General features: G+C 62.9%; 26 protein-coding genes and 1 tRNA gene. 14 read left to right on the top strand and 13 right to left on the bottom strand.

Annotation, left to right across the window (positions count from 1 at the left end):
• The first annotated feature begins 809 nt into the window (after positions 1-809).
• From EKH55_RS09765 to EKH55_RS09755, 3 genes are all read left to right on the top strand, one after another.
• The gene (locus EKH55_RS09765) at positions 810-1,253 is read left to right on the top strand and encodes a TIGR02594 family protein (RefSeq protein ID WP_069457386.1); all 444 of its coding nucleotides are present in this window, start codon (positions 810-812) and stop codon (positions 1,251-1,253) included.
• A 241-nt stretch (positions 1,254-1,494) separates the two neighbouring features.
• Positions 1,495-2,601: an endonuclease/exonuclease/phosphatase family protein gene (locus EKH55_RS09760; RefSeq protein WP_069457337.1), complete on the top strand. Its 1,107-nt coding sequence runs from the start codon at positions 1,495-1,497 to the stop codon at positions 2,599-2,601.
• A gap of 1 nt (position 2,602) precedes the next feature.
• Positions 2,603-3,340 (top strand): NUDIX hydrolase, encoded by a 738-nt coding sequence (locus EKH55_RS09755; protein WP_069457338.1) that lies wholly within the window; start codon positions 2,603-2,605, stop codon positions 3,338-3,340.
• Between the two features lie 148 nt (positions 3,341-3,488).
• Here EKH55_RS09755 and EKH55_RS09750 read toward each other — a convergent pair whose 3' ends face one another.
• Positions 3,489-4,763 (bottom strand): MFS transporter, encoded by a 1,275-nt coding sequence (locus EKH55_RS09750; RefSeq protein WP_069457339.1) that lies wholly within the window; start codon positions 4,761-4,763, stop codon positions 3,489-3,491.
• The gene (locus EKH55_RS09745) at positions 4,760-5,533 is read right to left on the bottom strand and encodes an MBL fold metallo-hydrolase (protein WP_069457340.1); all 774 of its coding nucleotides are present in this window, start codon (positions 5,531-5,533) and stop codon (positions 4,760-4,762) included. Before EKH55_RS09745 ends, EKH55_RS09750 begins: the two co-directional genes overlap by 4 nt.
• Positions 5,534-5,607: 74 nt before the next feature.
• Between EKH55_RS09745 and EKH55_RS09740 the strand changes: the two genes are divergently transcribed.
• A complete protein-coding gene (locus EKH55_RS09740; protein ID WP_069457341.1) occupies positions 5,608-6,276 on the top strand; it encodes an ArsR/SmtB family transcription factor in 669 nt (222 codons plus the stop codon).
• Between the two features lie 38 nt (positions 6,277-6,314).
• On the opposite strand, the gene EKH55_RS09735 is transcribed toward EKH55_RS09740, so the two are convergent.
• Positions 6,315-7,523 (bottom strand): MFS transporter, encoded by a 1,209-nt coding sequence (locus EKH55_RS09735; protein ID WP_069457342.1) that lies wholly within the window; start codon positions 7,521-7,523, stop codon positions 6,315-6,317.
• Positions 7,524-7,793: 270 nt separating this feature from the next.
• On the opposite strand from EKH55_RS09735, the gene EKH55_RS09730 reads away from it, so the two are divergent.
• Positions 7,794-8,711, top strand: coding sequence for a PhzF family phenazine biosynthesis protein (locus tag EKH55_RS09730; protein WP_069457343.1), 918 nt, complete (start codon positions 7,794-7,796; stop codon positions 8,709-8,711).
• A 124-nt stretch (positions 8,712-8,835) separates the two neighbouring features.
• The gene (locus EKH55_RS29380; protein ID WP_165614694.1) at positions 8,836-8,979 is read left to right on the top strand and encodes a hypothetical protein; all 144 of its coding nucleotides are present in this window, start codon (positions 8,836-8,838) and stop codon (positions 8,977-8,979) included.
• A gap of 125 nt (positions 8,980-9,104) precedes the next feature.
• On the opposite strand, the gene EKH55_RS09725 is transcribed toward EKH55_RS29380, so the two are convergent.
• Positions 9,105-9,180, bottom strand: a tRNA-Lys gene (locus tag EKH55_RS09725).
• Positions 9,181-9,460: 280 nt separating this feature from the next.
• Here EKH55_RS09725 and EKH55_RS09720 point away from each other — a divergent pair.
• From EKH55_RS09720 to EKH55_RS09710, 3 genes are all read left to right on the top strand, one after another.
• Complete coding sequence (locus EKH55_RS09720; RefSeq protein WP_192803778.1) at positions 9,461-10,441, top strand: glycosyltransferase family 2 protein; 981 nt, start codon at positions 9,461-9,463, stop codon at positions 10,439-10,441.
• 111 nt (positions 10,442-10,552) lie between these two features.
• Complete coding sequence (locus tag EKH55_RS09715) at positions 10,553-11,560, top strand: Tim44 domain-containing protein (RefSeq protein WP_151611974.1); 1,008 nt, start codon at positions 10,553-10,555, stop codon at positions 11,558-11,560.
• Between the two features lie 225 nt (positions 11,561-11,785).
• Positions 11,786-12,490, top strand: coding sequence for a pentapeptide repeat-containing protein (locus EKH55_RS09710; protein WP_069457346.1), 705 nt, complete (start codon positions 11,786-11,788; stop codon positions 12,488-12,490).
• Positions 12,491-12,510: 20 nt separating this feature from the next.
• Here the strand turns inward: EKH55_RS09710 and EKH55_RS09705 are convergent, their stop codons facing one another.
• The 4 genes from EKH55_RS09705 to EKH55_RS09690 all read right to left on the bottom strand — a co-directional run bounded on the left by EKH55_RS09705 (position 12,511) and on the right by EKH55_RS09690 (position 14,514).
• On the bottom strand, positions 12,511-13,005 hold the full coding sequence (locus EKH55_RS09705) for a hypothetical protein (RefSeq protein ID WP_069457347.1): 495 nt from the start codon (positions 13,003-13,005) through the stop codon (positions 12,511-12,513).
• 99 nt (positions 13,006-13,104) lie between these two features.
• Complete coding sequence (locus tag EKH55_RS09700) at positions 13,105-13,359, bottom strand: hypothetical protein (RefSeq protein ID WP_069457348.1); 255 nt, start codon at positions 13,357-13,359, stop codon at positions 13,105-13,107.
• Positions 13,356-13,685 (bottom strand): hypothetical protein, encoded by a 330-nt coding sequence (locus tag EKH55_RS09695; protein ID WP_151611423.1) that lies wholly within the window; start codon positions 13,683-13,685, stop codon positions 13,356-13,358. Before EKH55_RS09695 ends, EKH55_RS09700 begins: the two co-directional genes overlap by 4 nt.
• Before the next feature lie 136 nt (positions 13,686-13,821).
• A complete protein-coding gene (locus EKH55_RS09690; RefSeq protein ID WP_192803709.1) occupies positions 13,822-14,514 on the bottom strand; it encodes a S24 family peptidase in 693 nt (230 codons plus the stop codon).
• A 175-nt stretch (positions 14,515-14,689) separates the two neighbouring features.
• Between EKH55_RS09690 and EKH55_RS09685 the strand changes: the two genes are divergently transcribed.
• The 4 genes from EKH55_RS09685 (at position 14,690) to EKH55_RS09670 (ending at position 17,525) form a co-directional block, all read left to right on the top strand.
• Positions 14,690-15,199: a helix-turn-helix domain-containing protein gene (locus EKH55_RS09685; RefSeq protein ID WP_069457350.1), complete on the top strand. Its 510-nt coding sequence runs from the start codon at positions 14,690-14,692 to the stop codon at positions 15,197-15,199.
• 101 nt (positions 15,200-15,300) lie between these two features.
• Positions 15,301-15,921: a hypothetical protein gene (locus tag EKH55_RS09680; RefSeq protein ID WP_151611421.1), complete on the top strand. Its 621-nt coding sequence runs from the start codon at positions 15,301-15,303 to the stop codon at positions 15,919-15,921.
• Positions 15,922-16,244: 323 nt separating this feature from the next.
• Positions 16,245-16,727 (top strand): BA14K family protein, encoded by a 483-nt coding sequence (locus tag EKH55_RS09675; RefSeq protein WP_151611420.1) that lies wholly within the window; start codon positions 16,245-16,247, stop codon positions 16,725-16,727.
• Between the two features lie 420 nt (positions 16,728-17,147).
• Positions 17,148-17,525: a BA14K family protein gene (locus tag EKH55_RS09670; RefSeq protein WP_083265244.1), complete on the top strand. Its 378-nt coding sequence runs from the start codon at positions 17,148-17,150 to the stop codon at positions 17,523-17,525.
• Positions 17,526-17,588: 63 nt separating this feature from the next.
• On the opposite strand, the gene EKH55_RS09665 is transcribed toward EKH55_RS09670, so the two are convergent.
• Both EKH55_RS09665 and EKH55_RS09660 read right to left on the bottom strand, forming a co-directional pair.
• A complete protein-coding gene (locus EKH55_RS09665; RefSeq protein ID WP_069457353.1) occupies positions 17,589-17,768 on the bottom strand; it encodes a hypothetical protein in 180 nt (59 codons plus the stop codon).
• 155 nt (positions 17,769-17,923) lie between these two features.
• Positions 17,924-18,118 carry a hypothetical protein gene (locus tag EKH55_RS09660; protein ID WP_069457354.1) on the bottom strand — a complete coding sequence of 65 codons (195 nt, stop codon included), beginning with the start codon at positions 18,116-18,118 and terminating at the stop codon, positions 17,924-17,926.
• Between the two features lie 997 nt (positions 18,119-19,115).
• On the opposite strand from EKH55_RS09660, the gene EKH55_RS09655 reads away from it, so the two are divergent.
• Entirely contained in the window at positions 19,116-19,502 is a 387-nt protein-coding gene (locus EKH55_RS09655; RefSeq protein ID WP_069457355.1) for a hypothetical protein, read from the top strand.
• Positions 19,503-19,674: 172 nt separating this feature from the next.
• Here the strand turns inward: EKH55_RS09655 and EKH55_RS09650 are convergent, their stop codons facing one another.
• The 3 genes from EKH55_RS09650 to EKH55_RS09640 form a co-directional block, all read right to left on the bottom strand.
• A complete protein-coding gene (locus tag EKH55_RS09650) occupies positions 19,675-20,076 on the bottom strand; it encodes a hypothetical protein (protein WP_069457356.1) in 402 nt (133 codons plus the stop codon).
• Positions 20,077-20,212: 136 nt separating this feature from the next.
• Positions 20,213-20,551 carry a GFA family protein gene (locus EKH55_RS09645; RefSeq protein ID WP_069457357.1) on the bottom strand — a complete coding sequence of 113 codons (339 nt, stop codon included), beginning with the start codon at positions 20,549-20,551 and terminating at the stop codon, positions 20,213-20,215.
• 329 nt (positions 20,552-20,880) lie between these two features.
• Complete coding sequence (locus EKH55_RS09640) at positions 20,881-21,087, bottom strand: hypothetical protein (RefSeq protein WP_151611419.1); 207 nt, start codon at positions 21,085-21,087, stop codon at positions 20,881-20,883.
• Positions 21,088-21,125 lie beyond the last annotated feature (38 nt).

The raw sequence follows: 21,125 nt of genomic DNA, 5'->3' as shown, positions 1-21,125 counted from the left end.
CGCCTGCGGCGGGTGACGGTACATGACAGTAGCGTCGTTTGGGTTTGGCGTATCCTCTTTTGCCCTCACCCCTGTGCTTGTCACGGGGGTCGAGCAGCGCCGCGTCTGCGGTGCGGAGGCGTCTTTTCAGCCCAAGGACTTGGGTTGGCTGGATTCCTGTGACAAGCACGGGAATGAGGACGGACGGTTGGCGTTGCCATTCCACCAACCGGCGAGGCAGCAGTAGCTGTGTAGTTTGGCGACGAGTAGTGGCCCCTCCGTTGATCCGACGAACGAGGCCGTTTGCCGTCGAATGTCCGCTTTTTCCCTGCCCGAATAGACATTTCGGGGAAGAAATGCGGCTTTCGGCGCACGGGTTGCGGTCCTTGCCATAATTTCGCTCCACCCGACCGGCAAAGTCGCGCCGCCATCAACGGCTGGCAGGGGATTTCCAGGTCGCGCGTAGCGAACGCCATCAGGTTGGGGCACGGCCATTGCAGGTCGCGGCCGGCTGCAACAGGGAACCGGAAACCGGCAAGCGGTTTTCCGGGGAGCCAGGTGCAGCCACAAAGTGCTAGAGCGTTTTTCGTTGTGCATTTTCACGGATGCGCGGTGCCCGCTGAGAGCAGCGCGCGGATAATTTCAAGGACGCTCTAGCCCTTTGCTTCCAGAGCAAACTATCCGCCTTCAGGACTAGGTCCCCTGACGGCGGGCGGCTTGGTGCGTGCCAATACATGCCGCGCTCCGGAGGGCGTTTCGTCGCAATGGACGGAGACGAAGCGGCGCATGCCGGCATGACGCCCGGTTCGCGCATCCTAGGAGACCAGATCATGAAGGTCATGGTGTTTCTGACTGCGGCATTTGTCGCGCTTGCGTCCCCCGATATCAGCTATGCCGGCATGCTCAACCAGGCCCAGAAATATGCCGGTCTGCACGAAGTCAAGCACAACCGCAAACTGCGCACCGTGCTCGGCGTCAATCCCGCACGCACGCCCTGGTGCGGCCATTTCATGGGGCTGATCGCCCGATTGACCGGCCGCACACCGCCGGAAGGATACGGCATCGCCCGCTCGTGGCTGCGCTTCGGCGCCCCGGTACGGCTCGCCTACGCCCGCCCGGGCGACGTTGTCGTCGTCAGGGCAGGGCGGGGCTATCACGTCGGCATCCTTGCGAAAATGTCGCAAACACGGGCGCAACTCATCGGCGGCAACCAGTCCGGCCGGGTCCAGTTCTCCTACTTCAGCCGCGGCCGGGTGGTCGCGGTCAGACGGTAGGGTCGAGTTTGGAGTTCGTTTAGAGCTTCCGTGTTTCACGCCGAACGCGCCTCGATACGTGCGTGGCCTGGCAAACGCCTGACATTGCCCGCCCGCCGTCATCCTCGGCCTTGAGCAGCTCGAGGCCGAGGATGACGACTGAGTGAGTGACGTGACGGCGTCAGGTCACTATCCCAAAATCACTATCCACTTCCGGGCGACATGCATTAATCTCCCGCGCAACTCACCGCGGGATTGCCTGATGTCGCTTCGTCTTGCCACCTTCAATGTCGAAAACCTCATGAGCCGTTTCGACTTTTCCGGCTTCCGCAACCAGCTGAAGCAGGATCGGGTGCTCAGGCTCTTCGACGTGCGCAGCGAGGCGGAGTATCAGAGGCTCGAGGAGGCGCGCACGATCGCGCATACGGACGACACGCGGCAGATGTCGGCCTTGGCGATTGCCGACTGCGACGCCGATATTCTCTGCCTGCAGGAGGCCGACAGTTTGGCGGCGCTGCAGGCCTTCGAGTATGGCTATCTCTTCCGAATGGTCGACAACGGCTATCGCCAGAAATACCTGATCGAGGGCAACGATTCGCGCGGCATCGACGTGGCGGTGCTGATGCGGGAGGAGACGCGCGATGGGCAGAAGATCGAGTGCCTGGATGTGAAAAGCCATGCGGCGCTGACCTATCAGGATCTCGATCTCTTCAACGATCGACTGGCGCAGACGAACCAGCCGGGCGACCGGATATTCCGGCGCGACTGCCTCGAAGTGGAGCTGAGCATCGGCGGGGGGCCGCTCACGCTCTACGTCGTGCACTTCAAGTCGATGGGACCGGCGCGCGACGGGATGGACGGGCGGCAGGCGACAATGGCGCAGCGCATCGCGGAGGCCGCGGCCGTGCGCCACATCGTCGAGAGTCGCTTCGGCCGCGGCCGGACGGCGGACGAGATGTTCGCCATCTGCGGCGACATGAATGATTATCAGGAGAAGGTGGAGATCCACGGCGATCGGCGCAACGGCTACGAATTCGTGCCGCGGCGGGAGACGATGAGCGCGCTCGATGTCTTCACCAAGGACGGATTCGTCGAAAATCCGATGCTCAAGCGGCCGGTGCTCGACCGCTGGACCCTGTTCCACAGCCGGGGACCCGCGGAGCGGCATCTCTGCCAGCTCGACTATATCTGGCTCTCGCCGGCGCTCGCCAGCCGCAACGCGGCCCACGTCCCGGAAATCATCCGCGCCGGCCAGCCTTTCCGGACGATCTTTCCTGCGGGCCAGGAGGTGGAGCGTTATCCGCGCACCGGCTGGGACCGGCCTAAGGCCTCCGACCATTGCCCGGTGGTCATGACCCTGGATATCTGACATGGCTCTCATCGAAAGCAACCAACCGCACTGGCCGGCGGAAGGCACGGTTTTTCCCGTCTCCGAGGTCGATGTGAGGGTCGTCGCCGGACCGCATCCGTTCCACCTCGGGCAGGCTGAGAGGGTGCGGGAGAACTGGCGGCAGGAGATCGCGGCGAATCCGCATCTCTTCGACGGCGAGATGGTGCTGCAGCGGTCGATCCGTATTTCGGACGGGCGTATCGATGCCGAGGCGCATGTCGTTCCCTATTCGACTTTTCTCTGGTGGCGGAAGACGCGTGCTCCGGGAGCCTGTCATCTCTTCGGCATGCCGGTGCTCGTCTCTTCCGACGGGGCCTTCATCGCAATTCGCATGGGCGCGCACACGGCCAATGCCGGACGGGTCTACAGCCCGGGCGGCTCGCTCGAACCGGAGGATATTGTCGGCGGGCGCTGCGACGTGGCCGCCAACATCGCGCGCGAGGTGAGGGAGGAGACGGGGATCGTGCTTCGCGAGGCAGATGCCGAACCGGGCTGGCAGGTCATCCATATGGAGGGCACCGTCACCGTCTTCCGCGTGTTCCGGCTGCGATCCGCGGCGGACGAGATCGTCGCGCGGGTGGCGGCCCATGTCGCGGCCGATCCGCATCCGGAGATCGACGAGGCGGTGGCGATCCGCTCGTCGGCCCCCGGGGCGCACGATTATCCGGGATTCATGCCGCCGATCCTTGAGTGGCTTTTTGCGCGAAACGGGGGTTAGAGCGGGATTGTGGAAAAAGGCGAACCTTTCCGCCGGAATCCCCGTCTGACTCCATAAGCAGACTTCGTTGGTACAACGCTTCAACCGCTTGGCTTTTTGTTTTGACGTATCCCTCGAACTTCCCGCATTGGCACCTCCTTCGCAAATCTCATTCTGCTTCACTGGCCGGCGTGGTCCGTTGCGCAGGATCAAGAGCGCTCGCCGCATGCTCGCGCATGAGCACCGCGACAATGGCACCAGAGACGAAGGTCAGGGCGGCGATTGATGCAATCGCTGCCGAAAGCCCGAAGCGATCGGCGATGAGACCTGCGGAGAGCGCACCGATTGCGTAGCCGAGATCCCTCCAGAAGCGGTAGACGCTGAGCGAACGGGCGCGCCAGGCCGGATGCGAGGCGTCCGACACGGCGGCGATCAAGCTCGGATAGACCATGGCCGTGCCAAGGCCGAGAAGCAGGCTGCCGACGAGCCACCATTCGAACCGGCCCGTCGCCGCGGTCAGGAACAGACCGGCTGCCTGCACCCACATGCCGGCGACGATCAGGCCCTTGCGCCCCCAGCGGTCGCTCAAGGGGCCGGTGGCGATCTGCAGAATGCCCCAGGTCGCGGGGTAGATCGCCTTGAGGATACCGATGCGCTCGACGCCCAAACCGAAGGAGGCGAAGAACAGGGGAAACATGCCCCAACTCATGCCGTCGTTTAGATTGTTGACGAGACCGGCCTGCGAGGCGGCGAACAGGTTGCGATCCTTGAACGAGGTGAGCGCGAAGACTTCACGGAAGCTGATCGGCAGAGCTTGTCGAGCATGTGACGAGGCTTCCAAATGAACATGGTCGCGTGTGTCACGCACGAGCAGGACCGATAGCGCGCTGCCCAGAACCGCATACCCGATTCCGAGATAGATCGGCACCGGACGCAGTCCATATTCCGATGCGAGGTAGCCCGTGAGGAACGCCGTCACGCCGACGGCGAGATAGCCCGCGAACTCGTTCAGCCCCACCGCCAGTCCGCGTGACTTCGGCCCGACCAGATCGACCTTCATGATCACGGTCATCGACCAGGCAAGCCCCTGATTGATGCCGAGAAGGGCATTGGCGGCGATGATCCATTTCCAGCTCGGCGCCCAGATGATCATGAAGGGGACCGGGAGGCCGACGAGCCAGCCGAGAACCAGGACGCGCTTTCGCCCCCAGCTATCGGCGAACTGGCCGGAGACCAGATTGGCAAAGGCCTTCACCATACCGAAGCTGACGATGAACGAGACGATGAGTGTCGTGGAGGCGAGATGGAATTCTTCCGAACCGATGAGCGGAACGACGGTGCGCTCGATGCCGACCATGCCGCCTACAAAGGCGTTGATCAGCACGAGGAGTGCGAATTGCCGCCAGTTCTCCCTGAGCCCCAAACTGACGGTTGGAGTCGTCATTGCCTGGACTGATGAGGAGCCGGCCTTCTTGATATCGCGGCCGCCTCAAGGGCGGAATTGGCGGCTCTGATCACTGCGGCCTCAGGTGGGGGCGGAGGAATCTCGGCGAGCATGAAGCGAATGAATTCCGCTTCCTCTTCTATACGGAATGCCTCGTTGTGACGCTTCTCGAAGCCGATGGTGGACCATGGCTTACCGCTCAACCGCCGGCCGCAGACCGAGCCGGCATGGGCGCCAGGGAGGATCTCGACATAGTCGGGAAGCGCTTTGAGCCGGCTTACGCTCTGGAACAGGCCTCTTGCGCCCTCTTCGGCGCTTACGGCGAGCTCGGTGCGGCCGAGATCGCCGACCATCAGCGTATGGCCGGTGAAAACGAACCAGGGTTCCTCGGTGCGTGTGTGGTCGGTGACGAGCAGAGAGAGATGCTCGGGGGTGTGGCCGGGGGTGTGCAACACCGTGGCGGTGACGTTGCCGAGCGTCAGGACGTCGCCGTCGCGCGCCGCCTTGAACGGAAACGACACATCCGCATTGGCCGAGAGCACGTACTCGGCGCCGGCCGCCGCCGCGAGCGTGCGGCCAGCCGACAAATGGTCGGCATGGACATGCGTGTCGATGACGAAGTGAATGCGCATGCCGGCGTCTTCGGCCGCGCGCAGATAGACATTGATGTCGCCGACCGGATCGACAACGGCCACGGTGGCCTTGCCGCCGCAGCCGAAGAGGTAGGAAATTGCGACCGGGCCGGCGTGCAGGAACTGGCGGAGGATCATGAGCTTGCGCTCTCGCTGAGAAAGGGTATGATTACGTTCAATTGATCCGCTGAATGATATATTGAGGAGGTGTCGTGTCAAGTACCAAACCGAAACAGGCGATCTATGAAAGTCTCGCAGAGGTGGCACAGGCGCTCGGCCACGCGCACCGGCTCGAACTCTTGGAGCACCTCGCGCAAGGGGCGCGAAGCGTCGAAGAGCTCTCCGCCAGAGCGAGCCTCACATTCGCCAATACGTCGCGTCACCTTCAGATCCTGCGGCGCGCGCGCCTTGTCGAGACCGAACGCCGCGGCAAGCACGTGCTCTATCGCCTTGACGGCGACACCGAAGTGGTCGCGTTGATGAATGCGCTCGGACGCCTCGGTGAACGAAACGTGGCCGAGGTCAACCGCATTATGGCGGACTATTTCCGCGCGCGCGACACGTTGGAGCCAGTATCACGAGAAGACCTGGTATCGAGGCTGCACGATGGTCTTGCTACCGTCCTCGATGTCCGTCCCGAGGACGAGTTCGCGCTCGGCCATCTTCCCGGTGCGCTCAACATCCCGTTCGGCGAGCTGGAACGCCGGCTCGACGAACTTCCCGCCGACCGCGAGGTCATCGCCTACTGCCGTGGTCCCTACTGCGTCCTCTCCTTCGAAGCGGTCGCGGAGCTGAGGTCCCGCGGTTATCTCGTCCGCCGGCTCGAGGACGGCTATCCCGAATGGAAGGCGGCCGGGCTGCCCGTCGAAGCAGCCGAGTGAGATGCGACCCCGCGCGGTGGCTCCCATGGCCTATCGGGTCAGCCGTTGGAACTGCGGCGCTTCAAGCGGGAGCGAATGGAAAAGAGGCCCACGATGGCGATCGCCGTGAAACCGGCACCGGCGAGGAAGGTCGCCTCGGGCCCGGCAAAATCCCAGAGCGTGCCGGCAATGATGCTTGCAAGGAGAGTAGCCACGCCGGAAACCAGATTGAACATGCCGAAGGCGGTTCCGCGTAGTTCCGGTGGTGCAGTTTCGGCGACGAGTGTCGTGAGCAGGCCCTGGGTGAATCCCATATGCAGGCCCCAGAGAACGACACCGGCGCCGAGCGCCGCGATGCCGGTGGTCACGGCGAGGACGAGATCGGCAGCCAGGAGCAGGGCGAGACCGAGGACGAGCAGGGTGAAGCGATCGACGCGGTCGGAAAGGACGCCGACCGGATAGGCCGACAGCGCGTAGGCGAGACTCATGACGACGAGCACGATCGGGACGAGCGCCGGGGCAATACCGATCGATTGGGCGCGCAGGATGAGAAAGGCCTCGCTGAAGCGGGCAAGCGTGAAGACGGCGGCAATGGCGACCACCCACCAATAGGATGGTCCGAGCCGGCGCAACTCGTCGCGACGCAACGGCATCCGTACCCGGCGCAGTTCCTTCGGCCGTTCCGGTTCGCGCACGGCGATGAGGATCACGCCGACGGACAGGAATGCCGGGATCACCGCGAACCAGAAGACCGCCTGGAAATGATCCGCCGTCAGCCACATGAGTCCGATGGCAAGCAGCGGGCCGATGAAGGCGCCGACCGTATCGAGCGATTGGCGCAGGCCAAAGCTGGCGCCGCGCAGTTCCGGCGGCGCGATATCGGCGACGAGCGCGTCGCGCGGCGCGCCGCGAATGCCCTTGCCGATCCGGTCGACGAAACGGGCGAACATGAGCCATTCGACGGAAGGGGCAAGCGGAAAGATCGGCTTTGTGAGCGCCGCCAGACCGTAGCCAAGGGCGGCCAGGAGTTTCCGCCGTCCCAGCCAGTCGCTGATCGCGCCGGAAAAGATCTTGGTGATCGAGGCCGTCGCTTCGGCAATTCCCTCGATAACGCCGACGGTGAAGGCGGAGGTGCCGAGAACAGCGACCATGTAGACGGGCAGGAGCGCGTGGATCATCTCGGACGAGATGTCCATGAACATCGATACGAAGCCGAGTGCCCAGACACCGGCGGGCAGGCGCCGACGCGAAATCGTCTCATCCGTCATTCTGCGTCCGATTCGTCATGCTTGCACCCGTCGAGGTTCTTTCGGCAAAGCTCGCCTCCGCCGGAGCGACGCGGCGCGGTGATAACGGTTATCTTTCCAACGGGGAAGGGTTTCAAGGCGGAGGCCAAGCGCTGCGATCGCGATATATGGGCCTTTCGAAGCTTCGGTCCTTTGCAACCCGGCGTATCGGATCGGATGCTTTTTGTCTTGCCGCTCGGGCCAAGGCGTTGCAAGGTTCCGGCGCAGGTCTTGCCAGGCAAGGGGATATCTATGGCACGGCGCTACGCGATCTACGACGTCTTCACCAGCAGGCGCCTGGAGGGCAACCCGCTTGCCGTGGTGTTCGATGCCGATGACCTGAGCGATGCGGCCATGCAGGCGATCGCGCAGGAATTCAACCTTTCGGAGACCGTTTTCATTCACCGGCCGGCAAGCACCGCCCATTCGGCGCGGCTCAGGATCTTCACTCCCTCGCAGGAGCTGCCCTTTGCCGGGCACCCGACGGTCGGCGCGGCGGTTGCGATCGCGGAGGACCTGTACGGAGAGCCCGAAAGAGGGCTCGATCTCATGCAGGTGCTCGAGGAGAAGGTCGGGCCGGTGCGCGCGGCGGTGCGGCTGAAACCGGGGCAGGCGACCTTTGCCGAATTCGATCTGCCGCGCAAGCCGGTCCGGCTCGATGCCCGTTTCGAAAGACAGGCGATCGCCGATGCGGTGAGTCTCAAGGCGACGCAGATCGGTTTTGAAAATCACGTCATCTCGTTCTGGAGCGCGGGCGTTCCCTTCGTCATGGTGCCGCTGCACGACATCGCGGCGGTGGCGGCCGTGGAGTTCGATCCTCAGCGCTGGGAGCAGCTCGCGCCGCTCGCCGAAGGCCGGCTCGCCGGCGCCTATCTTTATTGTCGCGGTGGCATCAACCACATGGCGCGCTTCCACGCCCGCATGTTCGCGCCCGAGATGGGCATCGCGGAGGACCCGGCGACCGGGGCTGCCGCGGCGGCCCTTGCCGGTGCGATCAATGTCTTCGACGAACTGGTGGATGGCCACCATCCGATGTTGATCGAGCAGGGCGTCGAAATGGGCCGCCCCTCCTTCATCCACCTGCATCTCGATGTCGTCGCCGGCCGGATTTCCACTGCCCGCATCGGCGGACATGCGGTGAAGATCGCCGGGGGTGAGATGATGGTCTGACGTGCCGCGGGATGTGGCTGACGTGCTTACATTCGTTTAGGCAAAATTAACCATCACGGGCTTTGGTGAAGATCTGCGCCGCAGGCGCCTCGCTTTGCTCGCATTCGCCCGACCATGATGGGGAATGGATAAAGCAGGCATCGCATTCGTGGCGCTGATACTCGTCCTCATCTCACTCGTGGGGAGCATACTGGTTGTCGATCAGGCAGCGCTTGACGCGCCGAAGTACAGGCAGGCACTGGTACCCACCAAAGCGCCCTACCGATAGTCGCTTGCGGGACGTCACCGCCGCGTGTCGGTGTTAAGCGAGGCGAGGTTATGAGCCAATCGTTGGCCCGGTGCATCGCGCTTCAAGGCGCTCGCTCAAGAAGTTCGCCAAGGCTTTGAAAAGAATGGTGGGTGATCACGGGCTCGAACCGTGGACCCGCTGATTAAGAGTCAGCTGCTCTACCAACTGAGCTAATCACCCGTCCAGGACCGCGTCGCCGCGGTATGGAGGGGCGTATAATGGCCTTCGTTCGGCTTGTCCAGCACCCTTTTCACAATTGTCGGGAAATTTTTCGGCGTTCGCGCGTTGCGCTCCGGCAATGCGCGGGGCCTGGCTTGCGCAGAGTTGAAATCCCGGCGGCATGCCGATAAACGCTCCTATCGCGGCCTCGAGTGGAGCGACATAATTGAACGATCATCACTACCCATTTCGCCTTTCCGACAATCGGAACGGGCCGCCCCGGAGGGCGTTTCTCGATCGTTTGATCACGCGTTACGACACCTTTCGGCTGACCGCACGGGTTCGCCGGCGCAGGCGCGAAATCGAGATGACCTGCCTTGGCAAAGGCGGGCCGCGGCCGCTCGGCCGGGACGACGTTCCGGTGGTATTCAACACGCATAACGACCTCAAGCTGATGCCGTCCTTCCTGGCGCATTATCGCAAGCTCGGCGTGACGCGCTTCATCTGTGTCGATGATGTGTCGACCGACGGCACGCGCGAGTTTCTGCTGTCGCAGGCGGATGTGGATGTCTGGGGATCGCCGTTGCGCTACCGGGATGCCCGCCGCGGGCGCGAATGGCGCGAGACGCTGTTCGAGCGCTACGGGACGGACCGGTGGTATCTCAACGTCGATTCCGACGAGTTCCTGTTCTATCAGGACTGCGAGCGGCAGCCGCTCGAGAGCCTCATTCGCGCGCTCGAAAGCCGGGGCGAGAAGCGCCTGGCGGCGCCGATGCTCGACATGTACCCGGTCGGTTCGCTCGGATCGGCGACGCTCGACGGCGACGATCGCATGCCCTGGGAAATCGCCGACCACTTCGATGGGGCCGGTTACGGTCTGACCCATACGAAGAGGGCGATCAGCGTCACGGGCGGGCCGCGCAAACGCAAATTCTCCTATGAGCTGGAGCTGATGAAATATCCGCTGATCTTCTGGGACAGAGAGTGCAGCCTGGGCGTAAGCATCCATCAGCCGTTGCCATTCCAAAGAAACTTCCTGCCGATTTCCGGGGTGCTGCTGCATTTCAAGTTCTTCGCCGACTACAAGGAGAAAATCGAGGAAGCGGTCGCCGATGGGCAGTATTTCGATGGAGCTGCCGCCTATCGCACGATGCTGGACGACCTGCAGAAGTCCGGCGAATTCGATTTCGCCAACGAGCATTCGATCCGCTTTTCGGGATCGGCGCAGCTGCTCGAGTTGGGGTTCATCGCGCCCGTTTCCTTTCCTGTCGACGCACCCTGATCGGCTGTGGACGGCAAAATCCTTACGAGCGACTTTAACTGTCCGGCTTCGATGTCTATATCGGCAGCAAATGGCCGGCTTCGGCGTGAGCGAGAAACGGGATCGGAAATGATGCAGCGTGTTCAACGAGTCCTGGCGATGGCCGCCATCGGTCTTGCGGTGATGGTGACGGTGGCCGACGTGGCCGAGGCGCGCAGGGCGGGCGGCGGATTCGGCTCACGCGGCAGCCGGACCTTTTCCATGCCGCCGACTACCCGGACGGCGCCGACCAATGCGGCGCCGATCGAGCGGACGATGACGCCGCAGCCGGCACCTTCGGCTGCGACGCGGCCGGCGGCGCAGGGCCAGACGACGGCGTCGCGACCGGGCCTCTTCGGCGGGTTCGGCGGATCGATGCTCGGCGGCCTGATGATGGGCGGCTTGATCGGCATGCTGCTTGGCCATGGGCTCGGCGGCGGCATCGGCTTTCTCGGCCTGCTGCTGCAGGTCGGCTTGATCGTCGCAGCCATTGCGCTTGCGAAGCGCTTCTTCGGCCGCAGCAGCCAGCCGGCCTATTCGGCGCCTTCTGCCGCCGCGCGAAACTACGCGGCTGCGAGCGCTGCCCCGTCCTTCCGCATTCCGCGGATCGGCGAGGGGCTCGGCGGGGGCCCAGCCGCCGCCTCGGCAAACCGACCCTCTCCGTCGGCCAAGAGCGCATGGGACAATGACGAGATCGGTATCGGTCAGGGCGACCTCGATCAATTCGAGGCGATACTCAAGCAGCTCCAGGCGGCCTATGCTGCCGAGGACTATGCGGCGCTTCGGCGGCTGACGACGCCCGAGGCGATGTCCTACCTTGCCGAGGAACTCAGCGAAAACGCCACGAAGGGCCTCAAGAACGACGTGCGGGACGTGCATCTCGTCGAGGGCGACGTGGCCGAGGCGTGGCATGAGAATGGCACCGACTATGCGACGGTTGCGATGCGCTACGAGAGCATCGACGTGATGCGCGAGCGCGCCACGGGCCGCGTCGTCAGCGGCGATCCCGAACGGCCGACGGACGCGGTGGAACTCTGGACCTTCCTGCGCAGGCGCGGTGCCGATTGGCAGGTTTCCGCGATCCAGGCCGTCGAGGCGTAATACCTGCCGCGCAACCGGCGGTGTTTCTCGGTTTCAACCGGTTTCATGATGTCTGCTCACTTGCGGCAGGGCATGGAGTGTGCATCGCTTCGGAAACGATGGCTTTCATTGGGGGGCCGTGCGCAATAAAATGGATTTCCACGCAGGAGGCGGGACAACATGGTTTCGTGGGCGGCAAGACGGGTCGAGTGCGGAGGAATTCGACGCGGAGCGGGACGCCGGCGCATGCTCTCGCCGGGCGCGGGAACTGTCGGCCTTCTTGTTGCGATGGCCGCCTCGATCCTTGCCTCGGGAGCAGCGGCGGCGGACTGCAAGAGTTTGCCTAAGCCGCGAACGGATTGGAGCGACTGCAACAAGCGGCAGATCATGCTGGGCAGGAGCAATCTGGCGGGCAGCACTCTCTTCAATACGGATTTCACCTCCACCGATCTCAGCGGCTCCGATCTTACGTCGGCCAATCTCGAGAAGGCGACGCTGATGCGCGCATCGCTGGCCGGTGCGAAAGCGGACAAGGCGAATTTTTCGAGAGTGGAGGCTTATCGCGGCAATTTCACCGGCATCTCCGCTGAACATGCTTCCTTTGCCAGCTCGGAGCTGCAACGCGCCGATTTCACCGGCGCGCGGCTGACGGGTGCCGATTTCGAAAAGGCCGAACTCGGACGCGCCAATTTCGAAAAGGCCGTGCTGACGGGGACGCGATTCGCGACGGCCAATCTGTCGCGCGCGATCCTCAGCGGCTCGCAGTTCGAGGGCCCGATCGACTTCAGCCGCGCCTTCATGTTCCAGACGAGAATAGAGGGCGTCGATCTCTCTCAGGCTTCGGGCCTGATGCAGGACCAGATCGATCTTACCTGCGGCGACGCGGCAACGAAGCTTCCTGCCGGCATCTCGGCGCCGTCCCAGTGGCCATGCCCTGCCGACGACGACTGATACGGTGCGCGGACGGCGGGTCAGTTGATCCGATCGCCGAAGGCGCTCGGAGGGAGCAGGCAGTAGATTGGCTTCTGTCGTAGGGCGACTGCCGACTTGGCGGGCGAGGCGAGCCAGCGCCGCACGGCGTCCTGCGGACACTCGCCCTTGGCAATCGCGATCGAACGCCCCATGAGATCGACGCGGCGGCCGGAATAGTTTCGATCGGCCGGATGCCGGCCGAAGCGTGACGCGCCGAAATCCGTGCACCATCGTTTACGATGGGGAAACGGCTTTGGCGGTCCGGCCGCGAAAAAGGCCCATACGTCGAAATCCTTGATGCCATTCGCTCCGTTCAAATAGTGGAGCGCACTTCCCTGGGCGAGCGCCATGAGGAGCAGCCGATCCCTGTAGAGGCCGGCGACCGGCGCGCGCTCGAAGATGCCGGCGAATGCCCGCATCGCCACCGCTGCGATCCTCTCGAGATCCGCGGGCTGTAGTACCGCGTAGGACCGCTCTGTCACTTCGCCGCCCATGGACCGAGCCTCAAGAGAGGGGGAACGCGCAATTCATCGTGCCGCCATGTTATACCAAGGCTCGATGATAGGAACCGAGACTTGGTATTAGCATCCTTGTTATTCCGCGGCACGCTCGGAAACGAGCCTGATGCGGGCGCCGGCCACGGGGGAAGGCGAGGGGTATTGCTGCGGCGCGCGATCGACGACGGCGATGTCGTATCCCATGGCGGCCGCGATCTTCTTCAGCATTTCACGGGCGCGGCCTTCATGCCGCGCGGCAGTCTCGGCGTCGGTGACGTAATAGGCGGCGCTGACCGCCTCGATCAGATTGAGGGCGGCGAGATTGGCGATGGCGTAGGTCTCGGCGTTCATCGAAACGAGCCTCCGAACTGCTGGCGGTGGTTGTGCGTGCCGAGGAGGCGCTGCGTCGGATCCGTGCTGCCCGGTGAATATTCCCGTTCGCGGTTGCTTTCGAAAAAGACGTCGCCGATGAGTTGCGCGGCGGGGACAGCCTCGCGCTGCAGCACGCTGCCGTCGGCGCCCATATGCCAGGCAAGCGATGCGAGGCTCGAATAGGTGGAGACGAGAAAGATTTCGAGCGCCGCCTGACTTTCCAGGTCGCTCGACTGCGGCAGATCGGCGCTGAAAAGCGCATCTATGTGACCGTGGAGATCGGCCTTGATTCGCGGGATGGACATTTGCGCTCGACCACATCCTTCGTGTTGTCATCTTAGGTCGACAGCATGCCATTGCGACCCGTATAGTGTCAACACGTAACGTGTTGTTCCCGATCGCGTGTGTTGCGTCTCGCGATTCGCGAGCGCAGACCGCCACTCAGGCGTTGCCGGCAAGGGCGATGTAGTGGACCGAATGGACGGTGCGGGCGTCGAAGCGCAGTTCCTTGGCGGGGTTGAACTGCTCGAGCACGAGTTCGGAGTTGTTGTGGCGCACAAACTTTTTGACATAGGCGAGCAGGGCGCCGTCTTCCTCGAGGCGAATTTGTGCGATGACGTAATCGCCCTTTTTCACGCGGCGGCCCGGATCGACGAAGCAGATTTCCCCGTCCTCATAGCGCGGAGACATGGATTCGCCGGAGACACAGACGGCATAAGCCTCGGATATATCGGAGAGAACCGGCGGCGCCAGGACTTCGAACAATACACTGCCATTCATCAGGAATTCACCGTCAACACCGCCAACGGCCTGGCCGAAGACGGGAATTTTCTTGCTTTTGCCGAGCACGCTGGCGCCAATCGTCGCGTTCGGTTCTTCGACTTCCACCGGATGGGCAGAGGGCGCCGAACCGCCATTCGTCTGAGTGTGGCCAGCCCCGCGCATGAGCCAGTAAGGGTCGACGTTGAACTTGCGCCCATAAAAGTCGGCTTCGTCGAGGTCGAAGTCGTTCTGGCCATTCTCGTGGGCCCGATAGGTGGAGGCGACGATGCCGAGGGCGTTCGCCGCATCGGAGGCAAAACGGAAGCCCGCACTAATGCGCGCCTGGCGCAACCTGTCAGCTTTTTCGCTCATAACCTGGAACATAGCAACACGAATAACACAAATCATGTTGACATGGCAACACCAACGATGTCATCTGGCGGCGAGGTCGCTGAAGGCCTCGTGGCGGTTCGCTCGCCGGTTTGCGGGACCTTCGTCTTGCGACTCGTGGCGCGGGCGAATGCTTCAAAATACAAGGAGTGAGTGCATGGAGAATTCGCAAAGTGCAAGGCAGCAGCGGCATTATCGGGCGGTGCGCGAACGGCTGGTCCGCGCCGGAGACGGCGGAGGCCGATCGGCCGCGATGGCGGAACTTCGGTTCGAGCTTTCGGAACTCACCGCCGACAACGCAACCAAGGCGCGCCGGATCGCTACGCTGGAGGCTGATCTTGCCGATGCGGAGGCGCGCCTGTTGGCGCAGGCGAAAGCGCTGCTGGGGGGGCGGCAATCGGATGGTGTCGATTCGGACCGGACCGAGGAAAGACCATCCATCGACACGATCGTTGCCGACGTGCTCGCGGATTTTCCGGGCGTGAGCTGGGAGGACGTCATCAGCGTCCGCCGCGAACGCCGGCTGGTGAAGCCCCGGCATGCCTGCATGCGGGCGGTCTACGAAAGCCGCCCGGACCTGTCGTTGCCCCGCATCGGCCGCATCTTCCGGCGGGATCACACGACAGTGCTTGCCGTGGTGAAAGCCACGACCGGTCACTCTGATTAATCCGCCACTTTCAGCGGCTCGCGGACGGCAGCGGAGAAATCGAATCATGTCCGTGCCGCAGCGCATCCCCAGCTTTCTCCCGAATTTGAAAGGATAGTCCGATGATGAGCAAGGCCCAGAAGCTGCGCGCGAAACGCAAGGCGCAACTCGGCCGTCCGCGCAAGGCCGATGCCGAACGCTTCGCCTGCGGCAAGATCAAGCCGGAATGGTCACGGCGGGAAAACGAAAAGGAGGCGATGGCCGTGGCGCTTGCGGCGCGCAAGCGCATGCACGGGCTCGAGACCGGTAGCGCCTTTGCCGGCTATACGCTCGGCCGGCTCTTTCTCGACGGGCGGATCACCGAGACGCAGCGGCAGGCCGGCGACGACTATGCCGCGGTGATGACGCGCTACTATCACCTGACCGGCATACCCTTTCCGAGCGTGCGCGCGCAGGTCATCGGCCGCGTCAAGGGGCATGCCGGCGAGACGAGCGAGGCGCGCCACCGCCAGGCCAGGAAGGCTGCCGACACGATGATGCGGCTCGAAGGCGTGCTCTTGAGATGCGAGGAGGGGCGGCAGGTGAAGACGACGGTCTTCAATGTCTGCGTCATGGATTATGAAGGGCTGCGGATGATGCCGGAGCCGCAATTGTTGTGGCTAAAGCGTGGTTTGAATGCTCTTCTCTTCGACAAGGGCTTGCGCGAACATGGGGAGAGGGATTATTCGTTTATTCAAGAATAGGAATTTTATCCTGACACATCTCTCCCGGACCGAGGGCGAGGACAACGCAGCCCTGAGTACAACAGCAACTTTTGCGCCTCCAGCGCCTCGGCCCGAAAATCGTGCCCGATTTTCGGCGAGCTCGATGCGCAGCTTCAAAGAGTTACAACGACGTTAGCGCGTCTGAAAAGACGCGCGGCGTTCTAATGAGGCGCGGGCCGCAATCGATTTTCGGTCACGTGCCATCAACATCTCGTGATCGTCTCCCCCTATGGGGCACAATTTCGTCGTTCGGCCATTTTCCTGTCTGAAGGGACTCTGTGCAAAGGAAAATGGTGAAGCCAATGAAGAGGTTAGCAATTTTTGCCCTGTCGCTGGCAACCGCCTTGAGCGGCGTTCCGCCAGCGATGGCATTTCCAATCGTGCCGACGGCCAAAACGCAGGCCGCGGACGTTCAGCGCGTGCAGTTCTCTTACGAGCGCGGCGAGAACAACGCGAACGACCGTTGCCGCAATCCGGGCTCCTGCCGCCGCTGGTATCGCGACCGGGGTCATCGCTACGACCGCGATCGCCGCCACCGCTACAGCTACCGTGATCGGTACCGTCACCGTCATCACCACCGCGGCAGCAATTTCGGCGCGGTCATCGGCGGCCTGGCGGCCGGCGCTCTCATAGGTGGCGTGCTGGCGCAGCCGCGCTATTACGGTGGAGGCGGCAGTTCGCATACGCGCTGGTGCTACGCGCGCTATCGCTCGTATCGCGCCTACGACAACACGTTCCAGCCCTATAACGGGCCGCGGAGGGCGTGCATCTCGCCCTATCTGTGAGCGGGCTTGGGAGTGCATCAGCGCGAAATCGTTTCGGATCCTCGCGCGTCTGACCTCGCGCGTCTGACAAGGCGTGCGGCGTGCTCCCCGCACGCGGGGAGGCAGTCGGCGCCACGAGTCCCTTCGGCCGGTCCTCCGCAGCTGCTGCGGAGGACGGCCAGGCCGGGCGACAGCACCTGCGACGCGGGGCCGGCACGCGCGCTGGTTTCGTCTGCTGAACTCCCGCCATCGTGGCTATTCGAAGAGCGGCCCGCGCTTCGGCGCGGCACGCCGAGGAAGGCCACATGCATCAGCCCATGTGGGGGCCAGCTTTCGGCAGTCCCCGTGTCTTGGGTTTTGGGCCTGTGATATGATTCCCGGCGTGCAATCCGAAAATCGGGTCCGATCTGGTGCCGATGCGCAGGAAGGAAGGCGGGTCTCGTGAGGACGCCGGCAATCATCGGCCTGGTATTGGCGATCGCAGGAACGGGGACCGGTCCTGCGCCGGCACAGGACTGCCCCTCCGGCACCTGTATCGACAACCGTCATGAGCTGTTCATCGAACGGGAGTACCGCGATTTCCTGCAGCAACGATATCCGAATTACGGCGCACGCTACCGCGGCATGGCTCCCGATATCAGCATAGGTCCGGGGGCGACGGTTGGCGGTCCCTTGCCAAGGCCACGGCGCAGGATAGAGGATTTCGCCAAGGCCCATCTGCGTTGGTGCCGCGAGCGCTACATTTCCTACCGGGCTTACGACAATACGTTCCAACCCTTCGAGGGGCCGCGCCGTCCCTGCAACTCACCCTATAACTGATTCCCAGCCCGTCGAGCGGCCGGCCAGCAAGGCTTCGGAGCCACGCAGCGGGGGAGGGGCGGATCAGCCGTTTTTTCGGAGGAGCTTGCTGGCGGCGAGCGCGGCGGCCTGCGCCTCGACCTGGCTGCCGAATTGCCCGTGGGCCGGATAGGTGACGCCGCGATAGGTGAGCACGAAGGCCCAGCGCCCGTTCAATCGCTTTTCGACCTTGATGGTGGCGTCGGGCTTGTTGTCGGCACTCAAAGCAGGCTCCTTCGAAAAATTGCGCCGGACCGCTGCATCATGGTCCTTAAGCGAGGTGAGGAGACATGCAGCAGGATCCGGCGCAGATCATTTCCGCTTTTCTCAAGTCGCTCGCCGAAAGGCAAGAGCGATCGAGCGTGCCTTTTTCGAGATTGCTATTCGACCGAACGGTCGGGTCCGAAGCGCTCCGTGAGGAACGACGCATGAATGGCGGGCCCCTGCAGGCGATCGGTCTTCTCGAGCTTCACGGCTACCTGTTCGGTGGGCGGCATTTGCTGCCAGGCTGCCGTCAGAAACAAGGCGGCGCCGGCAAGGAACCCGAAGGCAATGAAGATCCAAGAGCTGGTCATGGCGAAACTCCTTTTCCCGCGAAGGCAATGCGTGAGGGCAGTTTCTGGTTCCCGGCACGCCGCCGGAAGCGGGCTTTATGGTACAGTTCTGAAATTTGCTGCAATCTGCAGCGCTTTTGACAATCTGTTCAAATAGGCCGCCAGCTTTTTCGCTGGCCGCCAACACTTTAATTATAGCACCGCCGCGCGCGCACGAACGGCAGTCGAGTATCAGCAATTCGTCCGATGGTTCCGCCGCGCTTACTGTCGGAGGCACTCTTCCATCGGACGATGCCGCGCATTTTCGCATCGGCCATCCGATTGAACCAAGGCGGCGGCTCTCGTGCAAGCGTTTTATAATATACACTTGTACAGCAGCCGTATTTACGGCGCCGCGCGCCTGGTCGGACGCAAAGCCGCGAGACCCGATCCTGCTTGGGGTTGGGCGCGCAGAGCCTGCATAAAGCTGTGGCTAAACGGAAAATCGCCGGCTCGCACTTCCTGCGGCGCTTGCACAGTTGGCGCGGCTCGGTTATTCCTTAAATCAACGATAGGAATTGTATCCTCATCCCGGCCCCGGCAATCATCGATAGGCAGCCAGTCGCACCTCTCGCTAGGTGAAGGGGTGCAAGAACAAGGCAATCGCTCAACAAGTCGCAGCGACCTCTCCGCGTCTAATAGGACGCGCAGCGCTGTAGACTCCCGCCTTTCCCGACAGTTCACGAAATCGAGACTTGGCATCACGGCGAACCGGCGCGTCTCACGTCAGATGCCGCGGCGCCGTATGCGGCCGGCGATGCGCCTTCGCCTTGCAGCGGCGCCAAGAGGCGCGGCGCGCGAGCAGGCGGCATCGCCGGCCGCCCCCGGGTGAAGCGGAGTAATTCTAAGTGCTACAGCGACCTTTGCGCGTCCAACGCTTTCTTTCTGAGGCATGATCTTATCGATCCCCGTTTCACTCCGGTCGGATCATGCTCGAATAAGACGCGCGGCGCTGTAGGTGAAACAGAGGAGCATTCCGATGCCGGATCAGGAAAGCCCGGATTGCACCGCGGATCTGCCGGACACGGCGCCGGCCAAGGCCGGGGCGAAGCGGGCAAGCGGGCGTAGCCGGCTCGGCGGCGCCTTCGCGGATGCGGTTCAGGCGGATTTCGAGGCGTATGGCGCGGCCGTGGTGGCGCGCATTCGGGAGGAGAAGCCGGAGAGCTATCTGAAGCTCGTCGCCTCCATCTTGCCGAAGGACCTCGGAGCTGCCGCCAGCGGCATGGAGGATCTTTCGGATGAGCAGCTGATCGAGCGGATCCGCGTGCTGGACATGGCGGTCCGGCCATTGCTCGAGGTAAAGAAAATCGGCGCCCGCCGCTCGGTGCGGCGGACGCGTTCCACTCGCTCGGGAGCGGCCAAGTAGGGTCAGGACCTATTAAATTCGTCCATTCTGCGTGGCGGATTTCGTGTCTGCCTAGAGGGAAGATGCAGGAAATGCCTTACATTTTCAAAACTTTCCGACGCAGTCAGGCGCGAAATCCGCCACGCAGAATGGACGAATTTAATAGGTCCTGACCCTGATGACGGCAGGCCGATCAGCCCGCCGGCGAGACCGCCGCCCTGGCAGGCTCTTCGCGCGAGAAGATGATGACGGCGAACAGGAGGACGCCGGTAAAGGCGATGAGCGAGGCTATGGCGACGACCGGCTCCATGGCCGCGTTTCCCGACAGCATGAGATAGAGCGACGGAACGAGAACGGCGACGCCGAAGGTATAGACGGCATACTGGATGGCTGCCAGGCGGCGGGCCGCCTTCTGCGGATTGAGCGCGTGGTAGCCGCCGAAGATCGCCATCGTGACCCAGCCGAGCAGGTTGGCGTGGGCGTGCGCTCCGGTGACGGCGTGGTCTCCCGAAATCGACATGTGCAGCCCGATCGCAATGCCGAGCACGAGAAAGACAATGGCTGTCCTGAAATAGAGATTTGCAATACGCGGCATGTATATTCCTCCCACCAATTCGCGGAAAAACTACCATGCTCCCAAGTATTTGAGAACGTGCCGATAGAAGGATATTTCGGATGAGCCGGCAGTTACCGCCGGTACAGGGAGGGACGGCGGTTTCGAGCGCTATCGCTCACCAGGTGGCGCCATCGATCAGCCGATGGGGGATGTCCTCCCAGACGGAGCGATCGAACATGCGCATGTTCACGCCCATGCGGGACGAGCGCCCGATCGGCGACCAGTGGGTCGTGCAGCCGCATGTGCTGCAGTGATGCATGGTGAGCGTCCTGTCGCCCTGAACATAGCCGACGAGCTTGTTCTGCGGATCGCTGATCGTGACCTCCTCGGCGGCATAATAGCCCCAGAGCGAACCAAGCCGGCTGCAGAGCGAGCAATTGCAATCGCCGAGCGTTTCCGGCCGGACGGGGACGGTGATGTGGACCGCCCTGCAATGGCAATGACCTTCGATCATGATCCGGCTCCCTAGAGCGCGTTTCGATCTGACTGGATCAGATCGGCTCTAACGCTTTCTTTCTGAGGCATGATGTTATCGATCCTCGTTTCACTCCGGTCGGATCATGCTCTAAAGCGCTTCGCGCTTCATCGTAATCGTGCAACGCGCTTCAGTTCTTCATTTTTATGCATGTCGTTGTCCCAAAACCGCTGCACACTTTTGGGCAATTATATCGCCATGCCACTCTTTTCGGCGCGATGCGCCGGTAAACACATCTCATCACAATCGGTCTTCCTGACAGATGGTGCAAGGCTTGCATGGGGAACGTGCAGCGTTGCGGCTGGGCGTCAGGACTCCGCATCCAGCATCAATGCCGTCGCGAGGCTGCCGAGGGCGAAGGGGCCCCCGAGGGCGAAGACCTTGAGCCAGAGCGCGAGCGGTTGAAGACCCTCCGGCTCAGCGGGATGCAGCAGGACGAGCGCGATCGCGGCGAGGCTTCCGATCAGGAACCCGACCGTCATGTGCGTGATCATGAATCCTATCAGTTTCGGCATGGCGCATCCTCCCGGGGGAACTAACGGCCCAGGGACCG

Origin of the sequence: Sinorhizobium alkalisoli, assembly GCF_008932245.1 — a bacterium.
Classification (GTDB): domain Bacteria; phylum Pseudomonadota; class Alphaproteobacteria; order Rhizobiales; family Rhizobiaceae; genus Sinorhizobium; species Sinorhizobium alkalisoli.
Note: the sequence above shows the minus strand (reverse complement) of the source record. Positions and strands in the feature narration are given on the sequence as shown.